The organism is uncultured Winogradskyella sp. (genome assembly GCF_937958655.1).
Lineage (GTDB): Bacteria > Bacteroidota > Bacteroidia > Flavobacteriales > Flavobacteriaceae > Winogradskyella.
Map to the genome: position 1 here is coordinate 21,269 of NZ_CALGNH010000006.1, position 23,910 is coordinate 45,178.

Genomic DNA, 23,910 nt, shown 5'->3' on the forward strand with positions numbered 1-23,910 from the left:
AGCAAACTATTTAAGCTTTTGGAGGACGTAAAACAATTAGTTACAGCAATAAAGAAAGGGGATCTTAAGCCTATCTATTTTTTAATGGGTGAAGAAGCCTATTACATAGATAAGATTTCTCAGTTTATTGAAAATAATGTTTTAGAAGCGTCTGAAAAGGGGTTCAATCAAATGGTATTATATGGACGCGATGTTAGTGTAGATGATATTGTCAGTAACGCCAAGCGCTATCCTATGATGGCAGAACGGCAAGTGGTCATTGTGAAAGAAGCACAAGACTTAAGTAGAACTATAGAAAAACTTGCCAAATATGCCGAACAGCCTCAGCCTACAACCGTACTCGTTGTTAATTACAAGTATAAAAAGTTAGATAAGCGTAAAGTACTTTACAAAGCCATTACAAAAAATGGAGGTGTAGTTTTTGAAAGTAAAAAACTTTACGAAAACCAAGTGCCAGATTGGATTAGACGTGTGCTAAAAGGTGATGGTTATGAAATTTCTCCTAAGGCAGCACTAATGTTGGTTGAGTTTTTAGGTACAGATTTAAGTAAAGTTAATAACGAGCTAAATAAGCTAAAGATAATATTGCCAAAAGGGACGCAAATAACACCAGATCATATTGAAGAAAATATAGGTATTAGTAAGGATTTTAATAATTTTGAATTACGTAAAGCCGTCGGTGAACGCCATATTATTAAGGCCTACCAAATTGCAAAGCATTTTGCAGATAATCCAAAGGATAATCCAATTGTAGTAACAGTGGCGTTGTTATTTAATTTTTTTTCGCAACTATTGCATCTACATGGCATGTCTGATAAAAACCCAAGAAGTGTGGCTTCTGCTTTACGTGTCAATCCCTATTTTGTAAATGAGTATTTAACGGCTGCTCGCAATTACCCTATGAAAAAGGTTAGTGCTAATATTGCATTATTACGAGAATTCGATATTAAGAGTAAGGGTGTAGGTGCTAATAATATAAGCCAAGGAGATTTACTAAAAGAGCTCTTGGTAAGGCTGTTTAATTAGTTGATAATAAGTTTTTTGTAAACCAAATTACCATTGGTTTTATCTTCAATTTTAGTAATGTAATATCCTGGTGAGATATTAGATACATCAATATGTCTTTCCTCAGAAGTTTTTATTAACTGACCGCTGGTGTCATATATGTCTGCCTTAAGATTATTGGTATTTAGCGTAATTATAGTGTTAGCAGGATTTGGATAAAACGAGAGTTTAGGCAATTGCAAATCTGAAGTACCTAGGGTAGAGGTACTAAATGTATACAAACCCGAAGCATTACTGGTGCTTTGCTCTGCCGTTATATAATAATCCTGCTCATTTATTACAGTAACAGCTTCAATTTGAGGTGAATAATTATTGGGTACACTAAGTGCTATTTTTGAAACGCTACCATTAGAAAATAATCCAGAACTAAAATCCTTTAGTTCAATAATAAAAGCACCATTACTATCGTAACCTGTTAATAAAATAGCGTTATTGTTTGGGTTAAATTCCGCACCCGAAACTAATCCTTCTACTATTATTGTATCCATTGGTGAGATACTATAGTCACCAACTGTTTTAGGTAGCATGTAAATGTTTGTGTTTGTAGTTACCCAGTTTTTAGTGAATATATATAGGTTCTCATTATAGTGTATTAGCCCTTCAGCATCAAAATCTGTTGCAAATGGGCTAGGGGTAAAATTGGTTTGATTGTTATAACTAAAATTTATAAGATCAGCAGTAACGGTATTACTTGCAAAAAAATCTGCAATTAAAATACGATAGACTTTAAGATTTGTTCTTGTGCCGCTGTTATTACCAATATCACCTATATAAATATAAGTATCGTCGTGTGTTATATCTTCCCAATCTACATTGGTAGCATTTGTAATGGTCACTGTTCTTATAACATTGCCGTTAGACGCGTCAATTTCAAAAAGTTGATTGGTGTTTTCAGAATCGTTATGTGTAATAAGGCTGTTGTTAATAAAAATGAGACCAGATGTTTCGCTCACCGCAGGATCTAGATTTGTTTGTAAGGTTAATTCTTGGCTATTAACAAAAGCCATAAACAAACCAACCAAAACAATAAAACTAGTATGTCTTTTCATTATAAATTGTAATTACTTTATAAATGTAATTAATTGAAACCTCTAGCTTATAAAAAAGGCATAAGTCACCTATATTTAGGTTAAAATGAAATTTAATTAGTACTCTATTTACAGAAAGAAAATATTTTTTTAACTATGTAAAACTAAAGGCTAAGCTCAAATAGGATATTACACTATGCTCTCTCTATTAAAAACGATTTTAGTGCATCATAAGAATTAATAGGTATTGCTACTTTCTTTTTATGAATAACAGATTCAATTTGTTTAGGCAGTTCAACCTTTTCTTCTATAACTGCCTCTACAACATCTAAAAATTTAGTAGGGTGTGCTGTTTCTAAAAACACAACATGGCTATCATTAGTTTCTAAATACGTTTTAGCGCCTAAGTAGCCAACAGCTCCGTGCGGATCTGCTATGTAATTGTAATCTTTAAATAATTCTAAAAGTGCTGTTTTGGTATCTGTATCTGAAAAGCTGTAGGATGATAAATTTGCTTTAAGGACTTCAAAATCATTATTGTGCAGTTCTTGTATACGGATAAAATTACTTGGATTACCAACATCCATGGCATTACTAATTGTCTGTACCGATGGTTTTGGTTCATAAGATTTTGTATCCATATACTTAACAACAGTATCATTTGCATTATTAGACGCTATAAAGTGCTTAACTGGCAAACCTAGCTTTTGGGCTACCATGCCTGCGCAAATATTTCCGAAATTACCACTAGGAATAGAAAATGAAATATCCTTATAGGTTCCTTTTAATTGTTTGTATGCAAATAAATAATAGAATAATTGCGGTAACCAACGTGCTACATTAATTGAGTTGGCAGACGTTAATTGCATTTTGCTAGTCAGTTCATCATCCATAAATGCACGTTTTACCATGTCTTGGCAATCGTCAAATACACCATCAACTTCTAAAGCTGTAATGTTTTGGCCTAACGTTGTGAGTTGTTTTTCTTGTATATCACTAACTTTACCACTCGGATATAATATGACCACATTAACCCCTTTTACTCCTAAAAAACCATTGGCTACAGCTCCGCCTGTATCACCAGATGTAGCTACTAAAACGGTAACTTCGTTGGTGTTATTTTTATTAAAATAACCTAGACATCTTGCCATAAAACGTGCGCCAACATCTTTAAATGCCATTGTTGGTCCATGAAACAACTCTAATGTTGAAATATTTTTGTCGATGTTTACAATAGGAAAATCAAAATTTAAGGTGTCTTCAACTATGGTTTTTAGAACAGCTTCTGGTATTTCGGGTACGATAAATTGCTTAATAGCTTCAAACGCTATTTCTGCGTTAGATTTGTCCTTAATAGTTTCAAAAAATGAAGCTTCTAATGGTGTTATAGATTCCGGAAAATATAAACCTTTGTCTGGCGCTAAGCCTCTAACTACAGCATCCGCAAAGGTAGTCTGAGGTGCTTTTCTATTAAGTGAATAATAATTCATTATAATGTTTTTATACCTTGGGTATTAATCTTAGAAACGTACGTTTCAAATTCTATATCTGTTTTTGAGTAAACCTCTTGCATAGCAGATTCTACGGCTTTTGCAGTCGCTTCACTTTTACTCAATGCAAAAATTGAAGGTCCAGAACCAGAAATAGCACAACCTAATGCACCAGCATTGTTAGCTGCTAATTTAACAGCATCAAAATGCGGAATGAGTTGTTTACGGTGTGGTTCAATTACAACATCTATTAAGGCTTCTTTTAGTAGGTCGTAATTATTGGTGTGTAGTGCATGCACCAGACTACCAACATTAGCCCATTGTGTAATAGCATGTTGAAGTGGAATTTGTTTTGGCAAGATGGCTCTAGACTCAGAGGTTTTTATTTCAATTTGTGGATGAATTAAAGTGGCAAAAATATCTGGCGGTGTTGGTAACTCTAAAACGTGTAAAGGACAAGCGCTCTTTACTAAAGTGAAGCCGCCAAAAATAGCTGGTGCTAAATTATCTGCATGTTCGCATTGGCTAGCTAGTGCTTCCCCTTTCATTGCATAGTAGGTAAGCTTTGTTTTATCTAAGGGTTTTCCCAATAATTCATTCATACCGTAAACACTACCTGCGGCACTAGCAGAACTACTGCCAATTCCACTTCCGGGTTTAATGTTCTTATAAATTTCTATCTCAAAACCACAATCTGGTTGTAAGGCTTCATACATGGCCAATGCAGAAACACCAGCAACATTCTTCTCTGCTTCATATGGTAAATCATAACCTTCAATTTTAGTAATTCTTATACCTTTTTCTGCAGTTTTTCTTACTACCATTTCATCACCTATAGCGTCTAAGCAGTAGCCGAGCACATCAAATCCGCAGGCAACATTGGCTACTGTGGCAGGTGAAAATAGTCTTATTTCGTTATTCATTTCTAATGGGTGCTTAATTTGTGAACTAGCCGTTAGCAATTCTCATTATATCAGCAAACAAACCAGAAGCAGTAACATCTGCACCTGCACCTGCACCTTTAATAATCATTGGCTGATCTGGGTAACGTTGGGTGTAGAACATTACAATATTATCTTTTCCTTCTAGATTAAAGAAGGGATGACTTTTTGGGATTTCTTTTAAACCAACTTTGGCTTTTCCGTTTTTAAATTCTGCTACAAACTTTAATTGACTGTTATTTTTTACGGCAGATTTATAAAGGCTTTGATAATGGCTTTCGTCTGATTTTAGTGTTTCAAAAAAGTCGGCAACGGTTGTTGCATTAACGGCATTATTGGTTAAAAAGTTATCTATATTAATATCCTCTAACTCTATTAAATGGCCACTTTCTCTTGCTAAAATTAAAATTTTACGCGCTACATCAATACCACTTAAATCTATTCTTGGATCTGGTTCTGTATACCCTTCTTCCTGTGCTTGTTTTACGACCTCATAAAATGTAGTCTTGTCATTATACGTGTTAAATATAAAATTAAGACTACCAGATAAAACCGCTTCTATAGAATGTACCTTATCACCAGACGCTATGAGATGTCTTAAGGTGTCTATAACAGGAAGCCCAGCGCCGACGTTAGTTTCAAACAAAAAAGCTGCATTATATTGCCTAGATAGTTGTTTTAAATCATTGTAATATTCAATAGAACTTGAGCAGGCAATTTTATTACACGCAACTACTGAAATACTTTGTTTTAAGTAGTTAGAGTATATGTTTGCAACATCTTTATTAGCCGTGATATCAACAAATACAGAATTTCTTAGGTTAAGCTTTTTGGCATAATTAAAAAATCCGTCTAAAGTGGCGTCCTCACCTTCTAAAAGGTCATTTTTCCAACTGCTCAAATCAACTCCCTCATCGTTAACAAGCATTTTACGCGAGTTGGATAAGCCAATAACTCTGAGATTGATTTTAAAATGTTTTTTAATATAGGAATTCTGTTGTTTCAATTGTTCAATTAATCGTTCTCCGACGTTACCTACACCAGCAATAAAAAGATTAATTTGTTTATTCTTAATTTCAAAGAATTGTTCGTGCAGGCTGTTTAGTGCTTTTTTTACATCGTCTTTATGAACAACAGCAGATATATTACGTTCTGAAGCTCCTTGTGCTATAGCTCTAATATTTACATTATTTTTTCCTAAGGTGCTAAACATTTTACCACTGATGCCTTGGTGACTTTTCATTTTATCACCTACAACGGCTATGATTGATAAATTAGTTTCAACAACAATTGGATCTAATTTCTGAAGTGTAATTTCATACTCAAAAACAGTATCAATCAGTTCCTTTGCACGCTGAGCATCACTGTCTGAGATTGCAAAACAGATGGAATGTTCAGACGAGGATTGCGTAATGAGGACAATATTAATCTTTTCTTGTGCAAGCGTCTCAAATAAGCGTTTACTAAAGCCAGGAACACCTACCATACCATTGCCTTGCAGTGTTAAAAGCGCAATATTTTCTATATTACTAAGACCCTTTACGACCGAACCATTGCTTTTTACGGTTTCTATTATTGTGGTGCCTATCGCCTCTGGATCCATAGTGTTTTTAATACGTATAGGAATACCTTTTTTAAGAACTGGCATTACGGTTGGTGGATAAAGAACTTTGGCACCAAAATGCGAAAGCTCTATGGCTTCTTTATAAGATAACTCGCTAATAGGAGCAGCTTGCTTTACTAATTTTGGATTTGTTGTAAACATGCCACTAACATCTGTCCAGATTTGAAGTTCGTTAGCGTTTAATGCGGATGCTATTATTGCGGCTGTATAGTCAGATCCGCCTCGTCCAAGTGTTGTTATTTCGCCAGTTGTAGATTTTGATACAAATCCAGGCAATAAAACGATGGCATTAGTATTGGATTTAAAGTATGATTCAATATTAGAATTGGTTATTTTAAAATTAACATTAGCCTTGTTAAAATTAGAATCCGTAACAATGAGTTCTTGAGAATTTTTAATTTCAGAATCTAGATTGTGAGCTACTAGAGCGTATTGTATTATGGTGGAAGATAATTGTTCGCCAAAGCTTAATAATTTGTCTTTGGTTTTTGGTGTAAGCTCGTTAATTAAGTAAATTCCATCTAAAAGTTCTTTAAAGCTACTTAATTTTTCAGAAATTAAATCATACAATTCATTATGCTTTTCTTTAATGCTTGCGTTATCTTTAAACGAATCAAATAAACCTTCAATAACTTTATTGTGTTTAGACCAAATAGCATTGTAGCATTTTATGTAGCTTTGATCTTTTTGGCATGCTAAATCTGCAGCCTCTAATAATTTATCTGTAATACCACCCACAGCAGAAACAACGACAGCAATTTTAGAATCAGCTGATTGTGCTTTAAGAATGGATATAACTTTATTTATGTTTTTGGCAGAGCCTACGGAGGTTCCTCCAAATTTTAGGATTTTCATAATTGTAAATTTGTAATAATAAAAATATCGAATAGGACAAAAAAGGGTCGGAGAGCATATACTTATAAATTACCCCAAAGGGTAATAATAGAAGAAATTATAACCGTAAAAAAAGACATCATTAAGGTGAGCTTTTGAGTTGATGATATGTTTAATTTTGTAGGCATAAAGCATCAAATGTATTACATTTACGGATAGAAACAAACAAATGCTTTCTTTTTGAAGATTTGTCAAAAAAGTGACGTTTTAAATCCTAAAAACGAAATATAATTAGCCTAAAATAGAAGGTATTAAATAATTTACATGAAGCTATATTCTAAAGAACAAATTTATACAGGTGATAAATTAACAGCAGAACGACAAAATATATCACCTATTGATTTAATGGAACGTGCAGGAACCCAAATTTTTAATTGGATTCATATGCGCATGCAGGGTGCACAGGTACCAATACACGTATTCTGTGGTATTGGAAATAATGGAGGTGATGGTTTAGTTTTAGCAAGGCATTTAATAACCCACGGTTATAATGTGATTACTTATATTGTAAATTGTAGTGATAAACGAACTAAAGGCTTTTTAACCAATTATGATCGAATAAAAGATGTTACCAAAGATTGGCCAAACGTGCTGAGTTGCGGAAGCGATTATTCAGATATCGTTATAGAAGAGCGAGACATTATAGTAGATGCAGTATTTGGTATAGGGCTTAATCGGCCACCTAATGATTGGGTTGTAGGTTTATTTAAGCTTTGGAGCGCCTCAAAGGCATTTACCCTTTCTATAGATATACCATCTGGTTTATATACTGATAAGGCAGTTGAAGATAATGAAGCTGTTGTTTTTGCAAATTATACTTTAAGTTTTCAATCGCCTAAGCTAGTTTTCTTTTTGCCTGAAACCGCTAAGTATACAATACAGTGGGAAGTTATAGATATTGGTATAGATAGAGCATTTTTAATGCAGACCGAAACAGAGGCTCAACTCATTTCTAAATTTGAGGTCTTACCAATTTACAAACCGAGAGATAAATTTGCTCACAAGGGTGATTTTGGTCATGCCTTAATAGTGGGAGGTAGTTATGGTAAAATTGGAGCTGTAAATTTAGCAAGTAGAGCAGCTTTAAGTTCTGGCGCAGGCTTGGTAACAGCTTATATTCCTAAATGCGGTTACCATAGTATACAAGCGTCTTTACCAGAAGCAATGGTTATTACAAATGGTGAAGAGTTAATAGATACAATTCATTTTGATATAGAACCTAGCGTTGTTGGAATAGGTGTAGGAATGGGTACTGCTGACGCTACAATAAATGCTTTTGAAGTCTTTCTAAAATCAAATAAACTGCCATTAGTAATAGATGCTGATGGTTTAAATTGTTTAGCAAAAAAGAAAGCACTTTTAAAACTATTGCCAGAGCAAACTATATTAACACCGCATCCAAAAGAACTAGAACGATTAATAGGGTCTTGGTCTAACGATTTTGATAAACTAAAGAAAGTAAAGGCCTTTTCTAACAAACACAACGTTATTGTGCTAATTAAGGGAGCTAATTCTATAACGGTATTTGGGGATAAGTTATATATATATACTACAGGAAATCCTGGTTTAGCAACTGCAGGAAGTGGTGATGTATTAACAGGGATAATAACAGGATTGGTTGCTCAAGGTTATTTACCGTTAGATGCAACTATTTTTGGTACGTACTTACATGGTAAGTCTGCGGATATATCTTTAGAAGATTTTGGTTATCAAAGTTTAATTGCTAGCCATATTATTGAAGCATTAGGAATAGCCTATATAGACTTATTTAAGCAACCAGAACAAGAACAAGCCCAAGGCGAGAAACAAAAACAAAAACAAGATTAGTAGATAAAGCCTTGATTAGTAATGAAGGTTTTTTTTTGATACTAAACATAATTTTAAAAAAACGTAGAACTGACTTATTAACAATGCGTTGCAAAATCAAATTTTATTCTCAATTTTGAGATAAGTAATTTACACGTAATGGCTAATTATCATATTATATCCTCAGAGAAGTTAGATATTGTTACGATATATAACATTTTTAAGGATAACAAAAAGCTAAAACTTTCAGAAGCTTCTATAGCAAGTATTAATGCGTGTAAGACTTATTTAAATGAGAAATTAGCAACCAATAAAACACCTATGTATGGCATAAATACAGGTTTTGGTTCATTATATGATGTAAAGATTTCTGATAAGGATTTAACCAAACTACAAGAAAACCTTGTCATGTCTCATGCTTGTGGTACTGGAGATCGTGTTCCAGAATCTGTTGTTAAGGTTATGCTACTTCTAAAGATTCAATCTTTGAGTTATGGACATAGTGGTGTGCAATTACAAACAGTAGAGCGTCTTATAGATTTTTTTAATAATGATATTTTTCCGTTTGTATTCACACAAGGTTCTTTAGGTGCTTCTGGTGATTTGGCACCGCTAGCACACTTGGCTCTACCACTATTAGGCAAAGGTAATGTTGTGCATAAAGGAGAGGTTTATGACGCGTCAGAATTATTAGATAATTTTGGCTGGCAACCTATACAACTCCAAGCAAAGGAAGGCTTAGCATTATTAAACGGAACACAGTTTATGAGTGCTTACGGTGTCTATCTTTTGTTAATGTCTCATAAAACCTCGTACTTGGGAGATATCGTGGCAGCCATCTCTTTGGATGCGTTTGATGGAAGAATAGATCCATTTCATGATCTGGTGCATGAAGTAAGGCCACATCCAGGGCAGCGTAAAGTTGCTAAGCGTTTTAATGAGCTTTTAGCGGATAGTGAGCTTATAAAAAGAAAAAAACAACACGTACAAGACCCTTATTCATTTCGTTGTATCCCTCAAGTACATGGGGCAACAAAGGATACTTTAGATTTTGTTGAAAAAGTGATTTTAACCGAAATTAATTCGGTTACCGATAATCCAAATATATTTTCTGAAGAAGATTTAATTATATCTGGAGGAAATTTTCATGGGCAGCCTTTAGCATTGGCCTTGGATTACTTAAAAATAGCTATGGCTGAAATTGGTAATATATCTGAGCGCCGTATTTTTCAGCTTGTTTCTGGGTTAAGAGGATTGCCTGCATTTTTGGTGGATAATCCTGGTTTAAATTCAGGGTTTATGATCCCACAATATACAGCAGCAAGTATTGTTAGTGCCAATAAACAATTGGCATCACCAGCCAGTATAGATAGTATAGTTTCTAGTAATGGGCAAGAAGACCATGTTAGTATGGGAGCTAATGCGGCAACACAAGCGTATACGCTCATTAGAAACGTAGAGCGCATTATAGCTATTGAGTTAATGAATGCTTCGCAAGCTTTAGAGTTTAGAAGACCTCACAAAACGTCACCGTTATTAGAATCGTTTTTAAAACATTATCGAAAGGTAGTACCGTTTATAAAAGAAGATCAAATACTACATATAGATATTGAGGCTTCAATTCAATTTTTAAGAGATGTTGATATTGAAGTAGAAGAGTTATTTTTAAATAATTATGGAGTAGACAAACACTAAAAGCAGCTAAGATTAATTGACCAAAGCGACTGCCCATTTAAAAGCTTGTTCTAAACTCGAAAAAATTTCAAATGGTTTATTAAAAAATAACTTTTCTATTTGTGCGTTTACCTTAGCCTGATGGTTTTCTGAAACTACAGCAAATCCTTTTAAATTTTCGATTTTAGCCGTTTCAAAATAGATTTTCGGATCTACTGAATACGAGTTAACACGATGGGTAATGTAAACAAAGGGTTTATTAGCAAAATATTTATCAGTAACATTAACCAAAATCATATTGTGCTCTGGTGTAATGTTGATTCCTTCTTTTATAACAACAACGACATATTTGTCATAAATTGTCATGTCACAAAAGTCGAAAGTGAGGAAGTCTTTCATGGTTATGCACTATTCTATGATTAGGGCCAATAAAAAAACTCCTTCAATTGAAGGAGTTTTTTTAGTTAATCCTTACTGTTATTTTTAATTAAGACTCTGTAGTCTCATTAGAACTTTTTACTTTTATTTTTAGCTCATCATTATTAGTGTCTAAATCCATAGTAATGGTATCACCTTCTTGGATTTTTGCATTAATAATTTCTTCTGCTAATGCATCTTCTACATATTTTTGAATAGCTCTGTTTAGAGGTCTTGCCCCATACTGCTTATCAAATCCTTTATCTGCAATATAGTCTTTTGCTTTGTCTGTAAGTTTAAGATTATAACCTAAATCCTTGATTCTAGAAATTAATTTTACTAATTCAATATCAATAATTTTATTAATGTCTTCTTTCTCTAAAGCGTTAAATACTATAACATCGTCAATTCTGTTTAAGAATTCTGGTGCAAATGCTTTTTTCAGTGCATTTTCTATAACAGCTTTTGCATAGTCTGTTTCTTGAGACTCCTTTGCTGAGGTGCCAAAACCAACACCAGTACCAAAATCCTTTAGTTTTCGAGCGCCGATATTTGACGTCATAATAATGATTGTATTTCTAAAATCAATTTTACGACCTAAGCTATCTGTTAAGTAACCATCATCTAAGACTTGTAGTAGCATATTAAACACGTCTGGATGTGCTTTTTCTATTTCATCTAAAAGCACAACAGCATAAGGTTTACGTCTAATCTTTTCGGTTAACTGTCCACCTTCTTCATAGCCAACATAACCTGGAGGTGCACCAATAAGCCTAGATACAGCAAATTTTTCCATGTATTCACTCATATCTATTCTTACAAGAGCCTCGTTGCTGTCAAATAACTCATGCGCCAACACTTTAGCTAATTGTGTTTTACCAACACCTGTTTGGCCTAAGAATATAAACGAACCAATAGGTTTATTTGGGTCTTTAAGACCAGCTCTATTCCTTTGAATGGCTTTTACAACCTTAGCAACAGCATTATCCTGACCAATAACTCTACCTTTAATAAGTTCTGGTAGTTGTGCTAACTTATTAAGCTCGGTTTGCGCTATTTTGTTTACAGGAATGCCTGTCATCATTGATACTACATCGGCTACATTGTCTTCGGTAACAACTTCTCTATGTAGTTTAGTTTCTTCTTCCCATTTAGCTTGTGCGGTAGCCAATTCTTTTTCGAGACGTTTTTCATCATCTCTTAATTTTGCGGCCTCTTCATATTTCTGTTTTTTTACAACAGTATTCTTAGTTTCTTTAACTTTTTCAAGTTGTTGTTCTAATTCAAGGATTTGTTTAGGTACATCAATATTTGTTATATGAACACGAGAGCCAGCCTCATCTAATGCATCTATGGCTTTGTCGGGTAAAAATCGTTCTGTCATATAACGATTTGTTAGTTTTACACAAGCTTCAATAGCTTCATCCGTATAATCAACGTTATGATGTTCTTCGTACTTAGACTTAATATTATTAAGGATTTCAATAGTTTCTTCAACCGAAGTAGGTTCTACAATGACCTTTTGAAAGCGGCGCTCTAATGCTCCATCTTTTTCAATATATTGTCTGTATTCATCTAAAGTTGTTGCTCCAATACATTGAATTTCGCCTCTAGCTAGAGCTGGTTTAAACATATTTGAAGCATCTAAACTTCCGGTTGCGCCACCAGCACCAACAATGGTATGAATTTCATCTATAAAAAGAATAATATCATCATTCTTTTCTAGCTCGTTCATAACAGCTTTCATCCGTTCTTCAAACTGACCTCTATATTTTGTTCCTGCGACTAGACTGGCTAAATCTAGTGTTACAACACGTTTGTTAAAGAGTGTACGAGATACTTTACGTTTAACTATACGCAGGGCTAAGCCCTCTGCAATTGCAGATTTACCAACACCTGGCTCACCAATAAGTAATGGGTTATTCTTTTTACGCCTGCTTAATATTTGGGACACACGCTGAATTTCTTTCTCACGGCCTACAACAGGATCTAGTTTGCCTTCTTCGGCAAGAATAGTTAAGTCTCTACCAAAATTATCTAAAACAGGAGTTTTAGATTTTTTATTTGTTTTACCAGAGGTGCTGCCACCAAAAGGGTTTTGTTGTTTAGAATCTTCTTCGTTAATTTCATCGTCTGAGAAGGATTCTGCTTTTGGTTCGTCTAGGTAATCATCGTCACTTGTAATCATAGATTTAAATTCTTCTTTTACGTTATCATAATCTACCTTTAGCTTGTTTAAAAGCTTTGTGGTAGGATCATTTTCATTTCTTAAAATGCACAATAGTAAGTGTGCCGTATTTATTGACGTACTTTGAAATAATTTTGCTTCTAAAAAGGTGGTTTTTAAAGCACGCTCTGCTTGCCTTGTTAAGTGCAAGTTTTTTCTTTGGTTAGATATTGTGGTGATGTTTGGGTTTGCTGGACTTAAAATCTCAACCTTTCTTCTTAAATGATTAAGATCTACGTCCAATGAACCAAGAATATCAATGGCTTTACCATTACCATTGCGCAATAACCCAAGCATTAAGTGCTCAGTACCTATAAAATCATGACCCAAACGTAGGGCCTCTTCTTTGCTGTATGCTATAACATCTTTTACTCTAGGGGAAAAATTATCGTCCATAGTATATTCCTTTCTGCATTAAAAATAATAAAAACATATGAGGTACATGTCAAAAACCATACCTTAAATATTATACTTAGACGAAGAGACTAAAAAAGCATTTCAAATCAAAGTAAATAATAGGATACTTATTAACTAAAAAGATATTAAAAATTGTTAATAAAAACTATTAAAAACTGTTTTTCTATCCGTTCTTAACACTGCCGAAATTCTTATATTAGCACGGTTTGAAAACCTACAACGAATACTAATTAATTTTATATATGGCAGAAGGAGAAAAACTCATTCCAATTAACATTGAAGATGAAATGAAATCGGCTTACATTGATTACTCAATGTCAGTCATTGTGTCACGTGCGTTACCAGATGTAAGAGATGGTCTTAAGCCGGTGCATAGACGTGTACTATATGGTATGCATGAGCTTGGTGTTAGGGCTAATACAGCGCATAAAAAGTCCGCGAGAATTGTTGGTGAGGTTTTAGGTAAGTATCACCCTCATGGTGATACATCCGTTTATGACACCATGGTTCGTATGGCACAAGAATGGAGTCTACGTTATATGTTAATTGACGGTCAAGGAAACTTTGGATCTGTAGATGGTGATAGTCCTGCAGCAATGCGTTACACAGAAGCACGTATGCGTAAGATTTCTGAGGACATGCTAGCAGATATAGATAAGGACACCGTTGATCATAAGTTAAATTTTGATGATACCTTAGAAGAGCCAACAGTATTGCCAACACGCATACCAGGTTTATTAGTTAATGGAGCTTCTGGTATTGCAGTTGGTATGGCGACTAATATGCCACCTCATAACCTCACAGAGGTTGTTAATGGTACAATTGCATATATTGATGATAATGATATTGAAATTGATGAGTTAATGCAACATGTAAAGGCACCGGATTTTCCTACTGGAGGTACTATATATGGGTACGATGGTGTTAAAGAAGCATTTCATACAGGACGTGGTCGTATTGTAATGCGAGGCAAGGCTAATATCGAAGAAGTAAATGGACGCGAGTGCATCATCGTAAACGAAATTCCTTATCAAGTTAATAAAGCAGACATGATTAAAAAGACTGCTGATTTGGTTAATGATAAAAAACTAGAAGGGATTTCTACCATTAGAGATGAATCGGATAGAAACGGAATGCGTATTGTTTATGTTCTTAAGCGTGATGCTATTCCTAATATTGTTCTAAATAAATTATATAAATATACAGCACTTCAATCTTCTTTTAGTGTCAACAACATTGCTTTAGTAAATGGTAGGCCTCAGCTTTTAAATTTAAAAGAGTTAATACATTATTTTGTAGAGCATAGACACGAGGTAGTGGTTAGACGCACAAAGTACGAGCTGCGTAAAGCAGAAGAACGCGCTCATATATTAGAAGGTTTAATTATTGCCTCAGATAATATAGACGAAGTAATTGCACTTATTAGAGCGTCTGCCAATGCTGAAGAAGCAAGAAACAAGTTGATTGAGCGTTTTGAGTTAACTGAAATACAAGCCAAAGCGATTGTAGAAATGCGTCTGCGTCAATTAACCGGACTAGAGCAAGATAAACTAAGGGCTGAGTATGACGAATTGATGAAAACCATTGAAGATCTTAAAGATATTTTAGAAAAGAAAGATCGTCGTATGGATATTATTAAGTCAGAACTTGAGGTTGTGCGCGATAAGTATGGAGACGAGCGTCGTTCAATAATAGAATATGCAGGTGGGGATTTAAGTATCGAAGATATGATACCTAACGAGAAAGTAGTTATTACAATTTCTCATGCTGGGTACATAAAACGAACGTCACTTACAGAATATAAAACACAGAATAGAGGTGGAGTGGGGCAAAAAGCCTCTACAACCCGTAACGAGGATTTCTTAGAACATTTATTTGTAGGTACAAACCATCAGTACATGTTATTCTTTACACAAAAAGGAAAATGTTTCTGGATGCGTGTTTATGAGATCCCAGAAGGCACTAAAACGTCTAAGGGTAGAGCAATTCAGAATTTGATAAATATTGAGCAAGATGATAAGGTAATGGCCTTTATCTGTACTCAAGACTTGAAGGATGAAGCGTATATTAACAGTCATTATGTCATAATGGCAACCAAAAAAGGTCAGGTTAAGAAAACAGCTTTAGAACAGTATTCTAGACCACGTACCAATGGTATTAATGCCATTACGATAAAAGAAGATGATACCTTATTAGAAGCCAAACTAACCACAGGAGAAAGTCAAGTAATGTTAGCCTTAAAGTCTGGTAAGGCCATTCGTTTCGAAGAAGCTAAAACAAGGCCAATGGGCAGAAATGCCTCTGGTGTAAGAGGTATTACACTAGGTCATGAAAAAGATGAAGTCATAGGTATGATTGCAGTAAACGACATGGAAAGTAATATTCTTGTAGTGTCTGAAAACGGTTATGGAAAACGCTCTAGTTTAGAGGATTACAGAGTTACCAATAGAGGTGGAAAAGGTGTAAAAACTATTTCTATAACAGAAAAAACAGGTAATTTAGTATCTATAAAGAACGTTACAGACGAAGATGATTTAATGATTATCAATAAATCTGGTATAGCGATTCGTATGGAAGTAGCCGACTTAAGAGTAATGGGTAGAGCAACCCAGGGTGTTAAACTCATTAACTTAAAAGGTAAAGATTCTATTGCAGCAGTCGCTAAAGTGATGAAAGATGAAGATGAAGAAACCGACGAGAGCGATATTGAAGTATCAGAAAACCAAGATACTACAGAAAATGGCACGGCTCTTGATACTAATGAAACAGAAAACTAAAATTAACAACAAAATTTATTTATTAAACAATGAAAAAGTTATTCACCTTAATACTATCGCTAGTTTTTGCAACCATGTCCTTTGCTCAAAAGGATGAAGTAAAAGCCCTAGAAAAAGCACTAAAAAAATCGAATTTTGCAGATGCCAAGTCAGCAGTAACTGCTGCCGATGCCCTAATAGGTAATATGGACGATAAAACAAAGGCCAAGTATTATTTATTAAAGGCAAAGGCACTTATAGGAAGTGGATCAGATGCCGATGTAGACAATGCTATTATTGCTTTAAATAAGCTTACGGATTTAGAATCTAAATTAGGTAAACTTAAGTATACCGCAGAGGCAACCGAAATTAAAAAGACCGCATTAAATGCCTTTTTAACAAAGGCTAATAACGACATCAATAATAAAGATTATAAAGCTGCAGCTTTGAAATTTAGTAAAGCTTATATGATGTCGCCTAAAGACACCGCTTATTTATATTATGCGGCGTCATCAGCAGTTAACGTGCAAGATTATGATTTAGCATTAGAGAACTATCTAAAGCTTAAGAATATGAATTATTCTGGAGTAAAAATGAATTATTACGCTACCAACGTAGAAACTGGTGTAGAAGAAGCATTTAGTGATAAGACTACAAGAGATTTTGCGGTAAAGTCAAAAACTTATGCCAAGCCAATAGATAAAAAGAGCGAATCAAAAAAAGCTGAAATTGTAAAAAATATTGCTTTAATTTATGTAGCTCAAGGAAAAGATGAGAAGGCTCTTGCAGCGATGGCAGATGCCAGATCTGAAAACCCTGATGATGTAGGTTTAATATTATCTGAAGCTAATGTGCATTTAAAAATGGGCAATAGAGATAAGTTTAAAAATCTGATGGAAGAAGCTACCCGAAAGGATCCTAATAATGCGGAGTTATTTTATAATTTAGGCGTTTTAGCAGCTGAAGGTAATAATGTAACAGATGCCATGAAATATTATGAAAAAGCCATTGCATTAAACCCAAATTACGTTGATGCCTACAATAATTTGGCCGTTGTTATACTACAGGGAGAAGCTGCAATTGTTGAAGAAATGAATGGCTTAGGTACGAGCTCAGCTGATAATAGACGTTATGACGAACTGAAGGAAGAACGTTCTCAAATATATAAAAAGGCTATTCCTTATTTAGAAAAGGCTTTAGAACTTAATACTACTAATGTAGATGCGGCTAGGACATTAATGAATATTTACAGTGCATTAGGGGAAACAGAAATGTTTAAAACAATGAAATCAAAAGTTGAAGCTATAGAATCTTCAGCTGGTGGAAACTAAAAATACCTTACGGATAAAAAGAGCGACTTTATTACAAGTCGCTTTTTTTATATAATCTTTTTAATAACTCTTAGCTTGTGTGTATGGGTGTTTCTTTCTACGTTATATATGCCACTATGGTCTAAACGATCAATACGCACCTTGCCATGGGCATGGATAATATAGTTATCTTCCATAATTATACCTACATGTATAATTTGGCCATCGGAATTATCAAAAAAAGCCAAATCACCTGGTTCGCTCTCTTCTATAAAACTTAAAGCAGAGCCTTGGCTAGCTTGTTGTGATGCATCTCTTAATAAAACGTATCCATTCAATTTATAAACCATTTGTGTAAACCCAGAACAATCTATGCCAAAAGGGGTTTTTCCGCCCCATAAATAAGGAGCGTTTAAATATAAAAATGCCGTACTAATTAAGTGAGATTTAGATCTTTTAGAAGTTATTCGGTTTCCATCAAAACGGTGGTTAAACGTGTCAATACAATTTAAGTTAGAGCCAATAGGAATTGGATAAAGTTGATTTGAGGTATCAGAAACATATTCTACTAAATCCGAAGCTAGGTTTAAACCTAAATCAACGTGGGTTTTATAAACATCATGATTAACTTCTATATATTGCTTATTATCAATCCATCCTTCATACTTATCAAATGCAAAACGAATACGACTCCATTTTTTACGTTGTTCTAAAACCTTAAAACAATCGCCATAAAGTGACTGCGTTACCATTTCACTAGTATCACTAGGTTCTAAACGTATAGGAACTATTCCAAGATTACAAATGCCGTACTGCATAAAAAGATATTAAGGACGTTCTAAAACCATAGCAGAGGCGCCTCCTCCTCCATTACATATGGCAGCAGCTCCAATCTTGGCGTTGTTTTGATGAAGTACATGTATTAAAGTGACTAAAATACGAGCGCCAGAGCATCCTAATGGATGGCCTAATGAAACAGCTCCTCCATTAACATTAACCTTAGTGTCATTAAGTCCTAATATTTTCATATTAGCCAAACCAACAATTGAGAATGCTTCATTAAACTCAAAATAGTCAACATCGTCTATTTCAATATTAGCTTTTGTTAGTGCTTTAGGCAACGCTTTTGCTGGTGCTGTTGTAAACCATTTAGGATCTTGCGCAGCATCGGCATAACTCTTTATAGACGCAATTGGTTTAAGCCCTAATTCTTCCGCTTTTTCTCGGCTCATTAAAACTATTGCAGCGGCGCCGTCATTAATAGTAGAAGCATTTGCAGCCGTTACTGTGCCTTCCTTTGTAAATGCAGGTCTTAGTGCCGGAATTTTTTCCATTTTTACATTGGTATATTCCTGATCTCTATCAATAATTAAATCATCACCACGCCTTTGAGGAACGTTAACAGGGACAATCTCATCAGTAAATTTTCCGGCATCCCAAGCCGCTTTAGAACGCTCATAAGATTGAATAGCAAAAGCATCTTGATCTTCTCTCGAAAAATTATATTCTACAGCACAAGCATCTGCACAGACACCCATAGCGTTTTTGTCGTAAGCATCTACCAAGCCATCTCTTTGCATGCCATCTTCTAAAGTAACTGAGCCAAATTTAGTGGAGCTTCTTGCGTGGTAATAGTGTGGTATGGCACTCATATTTTCCATACCACCAGCGACAACTATGTCAGCATCACCTAATTTAATGGCTTGTGCAGCTTGCATAACGGCTTTCATTCCCGAAGCACAAACTTTATTTACAGTAGTACAAGGAACGGTGTTAGGGATACCAGCATAAATCGCAGCTTGTCTTGCAGGAGCTTGGCCAGTACCAGCTTGTACCACATTACCCATTAAAACCTCGTCAACCATCTCTGGTTTTAAGTTAATTTTATCTAGTGCACCTTTAATAGCTGTGGCGCCTAATTTAGGTGCAGGTATGCTAGATAAATCACCTAAAAAACTACCAATAGGAGTTCTCACTGCAGAAACGATAACGACGTCCTTGTTCATTTTTAATAATTTAAAATTAGTGCTACGAAATTAATCAATTTTTGATATAAATTTAGAATGTTAGGAGATTATGGAGCTCTAAATTTCTAATATTTGTTACATTTGATTGTTATGAAAGAAATTCTAAATAAGTGGTATAAGAATCATGCTCTAGTATACAAGTTGCTTTTGTTCTTATTAACGACGCTTTTTATAGTTTACCTATTTCCAAAAACAGGAAAATTTAGATATACCTTTGAAAAGGGAAAGCCATGGCAATCCGAGAACTTATATGCACCTTTTAATTTTGCAATAAAAAAATCTCAAGCAGAAATTAATGATGAAAGATTAGAAATAGAAGATAATGCTTCTATATATTTTGATATTAAATCAGAAGTAAAGAGCTTGGTTTTAAAGGATTATGAAGCTCGTTTTAATCAGGTTTTTACTGACACACTAACTATAGATTCCAATACTTCAAGATTATACAAATCCGGAAAATCATTAATTAATCAATTATATCTTAATGGAATTTTAGATAGTGACTATAGCTATGCCAATAAAAAGCCTGTAATTCTTAGTAATTCTAATACTGTGGTTAAGCAACTACTTTACGAGGATTTAATTAAGATTGGAGAATTACGTCGAACATTAGAAGATCATTTTGCCAATTCAATCTCTAGTGATATGCGCAACATAATGATATCTCTATTTTTTGATATTATAAAACCTAACATAACGCTTAACGAAAGTTTAACCCTAAATGCTTTAGAGGAAGAATTATCTAAGATATCAGCGACTAGAGGTTCTATAAATAAAGATCAATTGATAATATCTAAAGGGCAGATCGTAGAAAACGAAGAGTATAATATTTTAAATTCACTAAAGTCTGAGTACGAATCTCAGGCTTGGAATACCACAAATTATAACTGGGTTTTAGTAGCCTATACACTTTTGGTGGCTTTAGCTTTACTGATGTTGCTACTCTTTTTACGTAAGTATAGAATGGATGTGTTTTTAAACAATACTAAAGTAACTTTTATTTTCTTTAACATTGTTTTAATGATTGTTTTAACCACTTTGGTTATTAATTTTAATTCACAATATATATATGTTGTGCCTATCTGTATTTTACCCTTAGTTTTAAAGGCGTTCTTTGATGCTAGACTAGGGCTTTTTGCACATGTCTTAACAGTATTACTCTTAGGATTTATTGTGTCAAATAGTTACGAGTATATGTTTCTTCAAATCATAGCAGGAATTGTAACCATTTTAACCGTGTCTGAATTGTATAAAAGAGCGAATCTTTTTATTTCAGTAGGTCAGATTACACTCATCTACATTATTGCATATTTTGCTTTTTTTGTAATTCAAGAAGGACAGGTAACTAGTTTAAAATGGGAAACATTTGGTCTTTTTATTTTGTGTGGGTTAGCGACTTTATTTGTTCAACCACTGATATATATTTATGAGAAGATTTTTGGTTTAGTTTCAGATGTGTCCCTTTTAGAGTTGTCAGATACAAACACAAAACTTTTAAAAGAACTTTCTGATAAAGCGCCAGGCACATTTCATCACTCATTAAATGTTGCTAATTTGGCAGAAGCCTCTGCAAATGAGATTGGTGCAAATGCCATGTTGGTTAGGGTAGGTGCCTTATACCACGACATAGGTAAAATGGTTAACCCTACTTTTTTTACAGAAAATCAAAGTACAGGCATTAATCCACACAACGAATTGTCTAGTAAAGAAAGCGCCAGAATTATTATTGAGCATACTCTTAAAGGCATTGAAATTGCTAAAAAGAATAACCTTCCAGATCGGGTTATTGATTTTATAAGAACGCACCATGGAACAAGTGTTGTCTATTATTTTTATATGAAAGAGAAAGCTGTAGCAGAGGAAACAGATATAGAAGACTTTAAGTATAATGGGCCTAAGCCATTTAGTAAAGAGACCGCTATTTTAATGATGTGTGATAGTGTTGAAGCGGCATCTAAAAGTTTAAAAGAGCCAACAACAGCAAAGATTAATGACTTTGTAGAGAACATTATAGATAAACAGATGGAAAGTGGTCAGTTTTTAAATGCTAATATTACCTTTAAAGAAATTCAGTCCATAAAGAAGGTCTTAAAACATAAGCTTGCTAATATTTATCACTTAAGGATTGAGTATCCCGAATAATCTTAAAGTTTATTATAAAAAACTAAAAATTTTTGTTGCGTTCTTAAAATTGAAAAGCTACATTTGCAACCGCATTTTTAAAGAACGTTCTTTAAATAATTTTAGGAGAGGTGCCAGAGTGGTAATGGAGCAGATTGCTAATCTGTCAACGCGTAAGTGTTGCCCGGGTTCGAATCCCGGTCTCTCCGCAAAATGATAACCGATTTTTCGGGGTGTAGCGTAGCCCGGTTATCGCGCCGCGTTTGGGACGCGGAGGTCGCAGGTTCGAATCCTGCCACCCCGACAAATAGCTTAAATAAGATTTGTTGAAATTTAGTTTCTCAAAAATTATTTTAAGCTTTTGCAAAAAGTAATACGTTTTGCATTAACTCTTTTCAAAATCAGCATAACTGATCTTTGAATGGTCGCGTAGCTCAGCTGGATAGAGCATCTGCCTTCTAAGCAGACGGTCACAGGTTCGAATCCTGTCGCGATCACGAATACTTAGTTCGATAAGAAAAAACGCCAAGTTTACTTGAGCGTTTTTTTGTTTGAACTATTTTAAAAGCGGAAGGCTTTGGATCATAAAGTAATCCTGTCGCGATCACATTAAGCCATTTCTTAACAGAGGCGGCTTTTTTGTTTACTAAAAATTTGGATATTATTTTGCCAATAAAGCGGCACCCAATATACCAGCATTATTTTGGTAAGCTGCAGGGATAACGGGAGTTTTTATTCGTATTTGATCTTTAAATTCATCAAAATTTTTACTTGTACCACCACCAATAATAATTAAATCTGGAGAGAATAATTTTTCAATTAAACGAAGAAATTTATGAACACGTTTTCCCCATTCTGTATACGAAAGATGATTCCTTTTTCTTGCAGAATTAGCGGCATAGTATTCTATACGTTTGTATTTTTTGTAAGGTATGGATCCTAATTCAAAATTTGGGATTAACTGACCATTATAAAATGCACCAGAGCCAATACCTGTTCCTAGTGTAATCATAAACACCAGTCCTTTTTTTCCTTTACCAGATCCAAAAGATATTGCTGCTAAGCCTGCTGCATCCGCATCATTGGCTACTTTAAATTTTAGACCTGTTCGTTTTTCAAAAAGCGATTCTACATTTACACCTCTCCAGCTTTTATGAATGTTTACACTAGTGTGGGCAACACCATGAGTAACCAAAGCAGGAAATCCACAACCTACGCTTCCTTTCCAGTTAAAATGATCCACTAAATCCTTTACAATATTTGCTACGTCAGAAGGTTTTGCTCCTTCAGGCGTTGGTATACGATGGCGCTCAGTAACTAGTTCACCAGTTTCAATATTAACAATAGCTCCTTTAATGCCTGAACCTCCAATGTCAATTCCGAGTAGTTCCATTTTATTTAAATATCAGTTGTTGCGTGTTATTTAATAGGTTGTTAAATATAATTAAAATGCAAACATATTAGAAGCCTTTCTTATATCGTTTATTTATTATACTTTGTAAACATGTCTAAATATTTAAAGGATAGGGCTTTTACAGACTACGTGCATCAAAAGCTTGCAGTTCCTCTCATTTATAAGCCACTTAACTGGACGGAAGTAAAGCTGCGTAAAGATTATGCGAAGTATATTGATATGATGGATGGCATTGATTATGTTTTTAGAAATGGCGATGATATAATGAGTGTACAAGAACGGTTTAGAGAGAAAAAGTATGAGAATTTTTCGGACTTTACGATTAGATATCGAAGAGATTCAAACAAAGTAGAGGATAGGCATGAATCTGAATACTATAAAATGAAAGCCCATTATTTTACCTATGGCATCATAGATAGTGCTAAAACTGAATGTGATGAAGCTACTAGTTTCGTCAAATACGCCATCATAGATTTAAAAAGAGTTTATGAAAAACTCGATTTGAAAGCAATTTATATTTCAGATAACAAAGAGAATAAATGCAAAATTATTGAAGGTAATCGCATAGAATGTCCTGTAAAATATAATACAGATGGTTCATCTTCCTTTTTTCCGATCGACATTACCTTTCTTGTGCAATTATGGGGAGAAGAAATGCTCGTCGCTCAAAAAGGCTTTTTATAATCTAAATTTAACGAA

Annotated in this window: 16 protein-coding genes and 3 tRNA genes; 10 read left to right on the forward strand and 9 right to left on the reverse strand. The window is 34.3% G+C overall.

What is annotated here, in order from left to right; translation table 11 throughout:
• The first annotated feature begins 18 nt into the window (after positions 1-18).
• A complete protein-coding gene (gene holA / locus Q0800_RS01220) occupies positions 19-1,026 on the forward strand; it encodes a DNA polymerase III subunit delta (protein WP_299126878.1) in 1,008 nt (335 codons plus the stop codon).
• Here the strand turns inward: holA and Q0800_RS01225 are convergent.
• The 4 genes from Q0800_RS01225 to thrA all read right to left on the reverse strand — a co-directional run bounded on the left by Q0800_RS01225 (position 1,023) and on the right by thrA (position 7,003).
• A complete protein-coding gene (locus tag Q0800_RS01225) occupies positions 1,023-2,114 on the reverse strand; it encodes a T9SS type A sorting domain-containing protein (protein WP_299126879.1) in 1,092 nt (363 codons plus the stop codon). The genes holA and Q0800_RS01225 overlap by 4 nt on opposite strands.
• A gap of 173 nt (positions 2,115-2,287) precedes the next feature.
• Positions 2,288-3,583 (reverse strand): threonine synthase, encoded by a 1,296-nt coding sequence (thrC, locus tag Q0800_RS01230; RefSeq protein ID WP_299126880.1) that lies wholly within the window; start codon positions 3,581-3,583, stop codon positions 2,288-2,290.
• The gene (locus tag Q0800_RS01235) at positions 3,583-4,506 is read right to left on the reverse strand and encodes a homoserine kinase (RefSeq protein WP_299126882.1); all 924 of its coding nucleotides are present in this window, start codon (positions 4,504-4,506) and stop codon (positions 3,583-3,585) included. Before Q0800_RS01235 ends, thrC begins: the two co-directional genes overlap by 1 nt.
• 25 nt (positions 4,507-4,531) lie before the next feature.
• A complete protein-coding gene (gene thrA, locus Q0800_RS01240; protein WP_299126884.1) occupies positions 4,532-7,003 on the reverse strand; it encodes a bifunctional aspartate kinase/homoserine dehydrogenase I in 2,472 nt (823 codons plus the stop codon).
• Between the two features lie 303 nt (positions 7,004-7,306).
• Between thrA and Q0800_RS01245 the strand changes: the two genes are divergently transcribed.
• Together Q0800_RS01245 and hutH are read left to right on the forward strand one after the other, a co-directional pair.
• Positions 7,307-8,869 (forward strand): NAD(P)H-hydrate dehydratase, encoded by a 1,563-nt coding sequence (locus tag Q0800_RS01245; RefSeq protein WP_299126886.1) that lies wholly within the window; start codon positions 7,307-7,309, stop codon positions 8,867-8,869.
• A gap of 138 nt (positions 8,870-9,007) precedes the next feature.
• Entirely contained in the window at positions 9,008-10,543 is a 1,536-nt protein-coding gene (hutH, locus tag Q0800_RS01250) for a histidine ammonia-lyase (protein WP_299126887.1), read from the forward strand.
• Between the two features lie 12 nt (positions 10,544-10,555).
• Here the strand turns inward: hutH and Q0800_RS01255 are convergent, their stop codons facing one another.
• Both Q0800_RS01255 and Q0800_RS01260 read right to left on the reverse strand, forming a co-directional pair.
• Positions 10,556-10,921: a hypothetical protein gene (locus tag Q0800_RS01255; RefSeq protein WP_299126889.1), complete on the reverse strand. Its 366-nt coding sequence runs from the start codon at positions 10,919-10,921 to the stop codon at positions 10,556-10,558.
• Positions 10,922-11,009: 88 nt separating this feature from the next.
• Entirely contained in the window at positions 11,010-13,562 is a 2,553-nt protein-coding gene (locus Q0800_RS01260; protein WP_299126891.1) for an ATP-dependent Clp protease ATP-binding subunit, read from the reverse strand.
• A 263-nt stretch (positions 13,563-13,825) separates the two neighbouring features.
• On the opposite strand from Q0800_RS01260, the gene gyrA reads away from it, so the two are divergent.
• Together gyrA and Q0800_RS01270 are read left to right on the forward strand one after the other, a co-directional pair.
• Positions 13,826-16,360 carry a DNA gyrase subunit A gene (gyrA, locus tag Q0800_RS01265; protein WP_299126892.1) on the forward strand — a complete coding sequence of 845 codons (2,535 nt, stop codon included), beginning with the start codon at positions 13,826-13,828 and terminating at the stop codon, positions 16,358-16,360.
• A 29-nt stretch (positions 16,361-16,389) separates the two neighbouring features.
• On the forward strand, positions 16,390-17,670 hold the full coding sequence (locus Q0800_RS01270) for a tetratricopeptide repeat protein (RefSeq protein ID WP_299126893.1): 1,281 nt from the start codon (positions 16,390-16,392) through the stop codon (positions 17,668-17,670).
• Positions 17,671-17,717: 47 nt separating this feature from the next.
• Here Q0800_RS01270 and Q0800_RS01275 read toward each other — a convergent pair whose 3' ends face one another.
• Positions 17,718-18,467 (reverse strand): C40 family peptidase, encoded by a 750-nt coding sequence (locus Q0800_RS01275; protein ID WP_299126894.1) that lies wholly within the window; start codon positions 18,465-18,467, stop codon positions 17,718-17,720.
• Between the two features lie 9 nt (positions 18,468-18,476).
• Positions 18,477-19,655: an acetyl-CoA C-acyltransferase gene (locus Q0800_RS01280; RefSeq protein WP_299126896.1), complete on the reverse strand. Its 1,179-nt coding sequence runs from the start codon at positions 19,653-19,655 to the stop codon at positions 18,477-18,479.
• A 111-nt stretch (positions 19,656-19,766) separates the two neighbouring features.
• Between Q0800_RS01280 and Q0800_RS01285 the strand changes: the two genes are divergently transcribed.
• The 4 genes from Q0800_RS01285 (at position 19,767) to Q0800_RS01300 (ending at position 22,294) form a co-directional block, all read left to right on the forward strand.
• Positions 19,767-21,818 carry an HDIG domain-containing metalloprotein gene (locus Q0800_RS01285; RefSeq protein WP_299126898.1) on the forward strand — a complete coding sequence of 684 codons (2,052 nt, stop codon included), beginning with the start codon at positions 19,767-19,769 and terminating at the stop codon, positions 21,816-21,818.
• Positions 21,819-21,922: 104 nt separating this feature from the next.
• A tRNA-Ser gene (locus Q0800_RS01290) sits at positions 21,923-22,006 on the forward strand.
• A 20-nt stretch (positions 22,007-22,026) separates the two neighbouring features.
• Positions 22,027-22,101, forward strand: a tRNA-Pro gene (locus Q0800_RS01295).
• A gap of 119 nt (positions 22,102-22,220) precedes the next feature.
• Positions 22,221-22,294: transfer RNA gene (locus Q0800_RS01300), tRNA-Arg, on the forward strand.
• Between the two features lie 164 nt (positions 22,295-22,458).
• On the opposite strand, the gene ppgK is transcribed toward Q0800_RS01300, so the two are convergent.
• Positions 22,459-23,190 carry a polyphosphate--glucose phosphotransferase gene (gene ppgK, locus Q0800_RS01305; protein ID WP_299126899.1) on the reverse strand — a complete coding sequence of 244 codons (732 nt, stop codon included), beginning with the start codon at positions 23,188-23,190 and terminating at the stop codon, positions 22,459-22,461.
• A gap of 111 nt (positions 23,191-23,301) precedes the next feature.
• Between ppgK and Q0800_RS01310 the strand changes: the two genes are divergently transcribed.
• Positions 23,302-23,895, forward strand: coding sequence for a hypothetical protein (locus Q0800_RS01310; protein WP_299126903.1), 594 nt, complete (start codon positions 23,302-23,304; stop codon positions 23,893-23,895).
• Positions 23,896-23,910 lie beyond the last annotated feature (15 nt).

What these genes read in the sequence shown, in the direction of transcription:
- gyrA (WP_299126892.1), top strand. Translation starts at nt 13,826, where the DNA reads ATGGCAGAAGGAGAAAAACTCATTCCAATTAACATTGAAGATGAAATG.
- thrC (WP_299126880.1), bottom strand. Translation starts at nt 3,583, where the DNA reads ATGAATTATTATTCACTTAATAGAAAAGCACCTCAGACTACCTTTGCG.
- Q0800_RS01235 (WP_299126882.1), bottom strand. Translation starts at nt 4,506, where the DNA reads ATGAATAACGAAATAAGACTATTTTCACCTGCCACAGTAGCCAATGTT.
- Q0800_RS01245 (WP_299126886.1), top strand. Translation starts at nt 7,307, where the DNA reads ATGAAGCTATATTCTAAAGAACAAATTTATACAGGTGATAAATTAACA.
- Q0800_RS01285 (WP_299126898.1), top strand. Translation starts at nt 19,767, where the DNA reads ATGAAAGAAATTCTAAATAAGTGGTATAAGAATCATGCTCTAGTATAC.
- Q0800_RS01225 (WP_299126879.1), bottom strand. Translation starts at nt 2,114, where the DNA reads ATGAAAAGACATACTAGTTTTATTGTTTTGGTTGGTTTGTTTATGGCT.
- Q0800_RS01255 (WP_299126889.1), bottom strand. Translation starts at nt 10,921, where the DNA reads ATGAAAGACTTCCTCACTTTCGACTTTTGTGACATGACAATTTATGAC.
- ppgK (WP_299126899.1), bottom strand. Translation starts at nt 23,190, where the DNA reads ATGGAACTACTCGGAATTGACATTGGAGGTTCAGGCATTAAAGGAGCT.
- Q0800_RS01260 (WP_299126891.1), bottom strand. Translation starts at nt 13,562, where the DNA reads ATGGACGATAATTTTTCCCCTAGAGTAAAAGATGTTATAGCATACAGC.
- Q0800_RS01280 (WP_299126896.1), bottom strand. Translation starts at nt 19,655, where the DNA reads ATGAACAAGGACGTCGTTATCGTTTCTGCAGTGAGAACTCCTATTGGT.
- hutH (WP_299126887.1), top strand. Translation starts at nt 9,008, where the DNA reads ATGGCTAATTATCATATTATATCCTCAGAGAAGTTAGATATTGTTACG.
- Q0800_RS01270 (WP_299126893.1), top strand. Translation starts at nt 16,390, where the DNA reads ATGAAAAAGTTATTCACCTTAATACTATCGCTAGTTTTTGCAACCATG.
- thrA (WP_299126884.1), bottom strand. Translation starts at nt 7,003, where the DNA reads ATGAAAATCCTAAAATTTGGAGGAACCTCCGTAGGCTCTGCCAAAAAC.
- Q0800_RS01310 (WP_299126903.1), top strand. Translation starts at nt 23,302, where the DNA reads ATGTCTAAATATTTAAAGGATAGGGCTTTTACAGACTACGTGCATCAA.
- Q0800_RS01275 (WP_299126894.1), bottom strand. Translation starts at nt 18,467, where the DNA reads ATGCAGTACGGCATTTGTAATCTTGGAATAGTTCCTATACGTTTAGAA.